The following is a 4,657-nucleotide window of genomic DNA, read 5'->3' as shown; positions in this document are numbered from 1 at the left end:
CTGCGACTTTAGTCGTAGGAGGTTCAATTGGTTAGCGGTAACTGCTTGCATCCGCGCTTGTTTTTCCTATACTAAACTTGTAGAAAAAAATGATAGCGCTTCAGCTGAATTTAGATGAGAGTTTGAGGAAATAAAATGACAGCAGAAAAGCAAGAACCATGGTGGAAGCAGGCCGTGATCTACCAGATCTATCCCAAGTCCTTCCAGGACACAAACGGCGACGGGGTCGGCGACCTGCGGGGGATCATCAAGCGGCTGGACTACCTGCAAGACCTGGGCATCGACGCCATCTGGCTCTGCCCGGTCTACAAGTCACCAGGCGTGGACAACGGCTATGACATCGCCGACTACGAAGCCATCGACCCCCAGTATGGGACCATGGCGGACATGGAAGAATTAATCAGTGAGGCCAAGAAGCGGGGGATCCGGATCGTGATGGACCTGGTGGTCAACCACACCTCTGACCAGCACCCTTGGTTTATCGAAGCCCGGAAAAATCCTTCCTCTCCGGAACACGACTACTATGTCTGGGCGGACAAGGCCAATGAGCTCAAGTCGGCTTTTTCCGGCAGCGCCTGGGAATATGACGGCCAGGTTGGCCAGTACTACCTCCACCTTTTTGCTAAAGAGCAGCCGGACCTCAACTGGAAGAACCCGGCCCTAAGGCAGAAGGTCTACGACCTGATGAACTTCTGGATTGATAAGGGGATCGGGGGCTTCCGGATGGACGTGATCGAGCTGATCGGCAAGGTTCCGGAAGAAGAGATTACCGCTAACGGCCCTAAGCTGCACGACTACCTGCAGGAAATGCACCGGGAGACTTTTGGCGACCGGGACTTTTTGACGGTCGGGGAAACCTGGGGGGCAACTTTAGACAACGCTCCTCTGTACAGCGACCCGGACAGAAAAGAACTGTCCATGGTCTTCCAGTTTGAATTCACGGAACTGGACAAGCAGGCCGGCAAGGAAAAGTGGGACACCAAGCCCCTTGACTACGGCGACTTGAAGAATGTCCTGGCCAAGTGGCAGAAGCTGGACTTTAACCACAGCTGGAACAGCCTCTTTTGGAACAACCACGACCTGCCCCGGATCGTGTCCCGCTTCGGCAATGACCAGCAGTACCGCGAGCACAGCGCTAAGATGCTGGCCCTTCTCCTGCATGGCTTGCGGGGAACCCCGTACATCTACCAAGGTGAGGAAATCGGGATGACCAACTGCCCGGTTTCGGCTATCGACGAGGTAGAAGACATCGAAGCCCGGCGGATGTACCAGGAGCGGCTGGCAGAGGGCTGGAAGAAGGAGGACCTGATCAAGGCCATCAATGCCCAGGGCCGGGACAATGCCCGGACCCCAATGCAGTGGGATGCTTCAGCTTCCGCCGGCTTTACCAGCGGCCGGCCATGGCTGGCGGTTAACCCTAACTGCCAGGAAATAAACGTAAAAAATGCATTGAATGACCAGGATTCAATTTATTATTTCTATAAGAAGCTGATTGCCCTCCGCCACCAGGAACGGATTTTGACCGATGGGTCCTTTGAACTTTTGGACACGGCAGATGCCGTCATGGCCTACCACCGGGAAAACGCGGAAGACAAGTGGCTAGTTGTCTGCAACTTGACTGGCGAGGAGCAGGAAGTCTCCCTGCCGGATAAGGACAAGGAAGTCCTTCTGGCTAACGGGCCTGTCCCGGAAGACCTGTCGGCTGCTGTCCTGCCAGCTTACGCGGCCTTTCTCTGCCGGGTGAAAAAATAAATAGATTAGTTAATATGTAAAAAAGATAATCTTATTTTTGAAAGCGAATTCTTTAACTTACAAAAAATATATTATTTTGTGTTAGAATCTAGCATAGGAAGTGAAGAAGGAAAAGTTTAAACTAGGAATCCTTGATGGGAGGAAATTTGCTTGAAGAGAACCGCTACTTTAGAAGATGTGGCTCGTAAGGCCCATGTGTCGAAGATGACCGTTTCCCGGGTGATCAACCACCCCGAACTGGTTGCTTCGGAACTGCAGGTCGTTGTTGAAGACGCCATGCACAAATTGAATTATCACCCCAACAACGCGGCCCGGGCCTTGGCCAAGAACCAGACCAGCGTGGTGAAGTTCGTGATTTTAGAAGACGTCGACGATACCGACCCTTACTTTACCAATGTCTTATTTGGCATGGCGACGGAGTTGAAGAAGCAGAACTATTCCCTCCAGCTGCTCTTGAAGGGGAGCCAGCTGGACCAAGGGGCAGCTGACGGCTATGTGATCACCGGAGCTAGGACTGATGATTACCCCCAATTGAACGAGCTTAAGCAGCCTTTCGTCCTGTTTGGCGAGAACCGGGGCGGCTACGACTTTGTCGACACCAACAACCTGCTGGGTGAGACCATGGCGACCAAGTATGCCTTGAAGGCGGGCTACCGGAATGTAGTCTTTATCGGTATCGATGTCCGTGAGGCTTTTGAATTTTCCAGAGAAGCTGGTTATGTCAACACCATGCAGCAAAATAAGAAGATTCCCAGCGTCTTCCGGGTGGAAAACAGCTTAGCCGCGGCCCGGGAATTTATCCAGGACCACTTGGGCGAATTTCCCAAGAACACCTGCTTTTCCTGTGCCAGCGACCGGATTGCCATGGGGGTCATCCAGGCCCTGGTGGAGGCGGAAGCCAAGATTCCGGAAGACTTTGGCGTGATCGGCTATGACGGGGTCCTTTTAGACCGAGTGTCATCGCCGACGATCACGACCGTCAAGCAAAACCTCTGGCTGATCGGTGAGAAGCTGGCGGAACTCATTTTAAGAAAAATTGCCCAAAACGGCGCGCCGCAAGGTGAGATCTTTATCGAACCGACCTTGAGCGAGGCCGAATCAACCAAATAGCAGCTGAAGCATCCTCAGGGATGCTTTTTTGCTTGGCTTTTGTTACCGATAACAGGCAGGCCAGTCTTGTAAGCGCTAACCCCCATATGGTTAAATTTTTACTGGAGGAAAAAGAAACATGACTAAGCAGGATGCATGGCAAAAGAATGCCATTATTTACCAGATTTACCCGAAATCATTTCAAGACAGCAACGGCGACGGCATCGGCGACTTAAACGGTGTCCGCCAGCGGATCCCTTACTTAAAGCAGCTGGGCATCACTGTCGTTTGGCTGAATCCGATCTACCAGTCACCGGGCATTGACAACGGCTATGACGTCAGCGACTACTACAAGATTGACCCGGTCATGGGGACCATGGCAGATTTTGAAGCACTTGTCACCGATTTGCACCAGGCCGGGATCAAGCTGATCATGGACTTCGTCTTAAACCACACGTCTGACCAGCACCCTTGGTTCAAGGCCGCGGTCAGTGACCCGGCCAGCCCTTACCGGGACTACTACATTTTTGCCGGTAAAAACGGTGTCCGGCCGAACAATTGGGGCAGCTTCTTTGGCGGCAGCTGCTGGGCAGCAGACCCGGCCGGAACGGGCCAGTCTTATTTCCACCTTTTTGCCAAGGAAATGCCGGATTTGAACTGGAAGAATCCGGCTGTCCGCGAGGAAATGTTCAAGGCGGCTGAGTTCTGGCTCAAAAAGGGGGTTGACGGCCTGCGGCTGGATGCCTTCATCCACATCGCCAAGGCCGACCTGCGCCAGTCCTACCCAAGTGAGGACGATAAGCCGGTTATCGCGGAAGACTTTTTCGCCAACCGGCCGGAAGTACAGGAATGGCTGGCGCCTTTCTGTGCCCGCCTGCGGGAAGAATTTCCGGACCTCCTGCTTTTGGGGGAAGCAGCCAGCGCCAGCATCAACCTGGCGGTCGACTACACTGATCCTAAGCGAAATTTGATGGACTCAGTCATTACCTTCCGCTACTTTACGGAAAAAGAAGATTCCGTTAACCCGGCCTTCAGCGGTCAATACCAACCAAAAGAGTTTGACTGGCTGGCCTTTAAGCAAAACCAAACCGTCTGGCAGCAGACCTTGTCAGCCGCGCCGACCCTGTACTGGAGCAACCATGACATGGCCCGCCTGGCCACCCGGGTCGCCAAGACCCCGGTCCAGCAGCGGTCTTTGGCCATGGCCATGTACCTGGAGCGGGGGATCCCGGTGATTTACTACGGGGAAGAATTAGGCCTGCACAATCTGGAATTTGATAATGCAGACCAGTTTGCCGATGAGACGGTGGCTGACTTCGTCAAGGAAGCTGGCGAGGCCGGGGTAGACGAAAAGACGGCCCTGGAAATGGCCAGCCAGACCCACAAATTGCCGGCCCGGGGGCCAATGCCTTGGGACGACAGCCAGTATGACGGCTTTAGCACTGCTGAGCCTTGGCTGACGGGCAGAAGCCGGGACAAGGTCAGCGTGGCCAGCGAAGACGCGGACCCAGCCAGCATGCTCAACTTCTACCGGCAGCTGTTGAAATTGAAGCAGACGCCTTTGTTTACCAAGGGCAGCTACTACCTGCTGGATACCAAAGCAGACCTCCTGGTCTACCAGCGGGATTTAGGGGATGACCGGGCTTTAGTGGTCGTTTCCCTCAGCGCCAAGAAGGAGCACTTGACCCTGCCAGAAGAACTGACTCCGGTCTTAACCGCCGGCAGCATCAACCTGCAGGGCAAGGAACTGACCCTGATGCCTTTTGCCGGGGTAGTTTTGCAAAAGAAAAAAGGTTCAGTATAAAAACTTGTGTAA

The 4,657-nt window shown here is 53.7% G+C and carries 3 protein-coding genes; all 3 read left to right on the top strand.

The window, feature by feature from the left end; genetic code table 11:
- Positions 1 to 135 precede the first annotated feature (135 nt).
- Positions 136 to 1,752 (top strand): alpha-glucosidase, encoded by a 1,617-nt coding sequence (locus HMPREF3168_RS06340; protein ID WP_070489208.1) that lies wholly within the window; start codon positions 136 to 138, stop codon positions 1,750 to 1,752.
- Between the two features lie 150 nt (positions 1,753 to 1,902).
- Positions 1,903 to 2,862, top strand: a complete 960-nt coding sequence (locus tag HMPREF3168_RS06335; RefSeq protein ID WP_083289598.1) for a LacI family DNA-binding transcriptional regulator — start codon at positions 1,903 to 1,905, stop codon at positions 2,860 to 2,862.
- Between the two features lie 118 nt (positions 2,863 to 2,980).
- The gene (locus HMPREF3168_RS06330; protein WP_070489206.1) at positions 2,981 to 4,645 is read left to right on the top strand and encodes an alpha-glucosidase; all 1,665 of its coding nucleotides are present in this window, start codon (positions 2,981 to 2,983) and stop codon (positions 4,643 to 4,645) included.
- The last annotated feature ends 12 nt before the right edge of the window (positions 4,646 to 4,657 follow it).

The organism is Lactobacillus sp. HMSC08B12 (assembly GCF_001808415.1).
GTDB lineage: Bacteria > Bacillota > Bacilli > Lactobacillales > Lactobacillaceae > Lactobacillus > Lactobacillus delbrueckii.
The sequence above is the reverse complement of the archived record's forward strand: the minus strand, read 5'-3'. Positions and strand labels throughout refer to the sequence as shown.

Coding starts and splice junctions, on each gene's coding strand:
- HMPREF3168_RS06340 (WP_070489208.1), top strand. CDS start 136: ATGACAGCAGAAAAGCAAGAACCATGGTGGAAGCAGGCCGTGATCTAC.
- HMPREF3168_RS06330 (WP_070489206.1), top strand. CDS start 2,981: ATGACTAAGCAGGATGCATGGCAAAAGAATGCCATTATTTACCAGATT.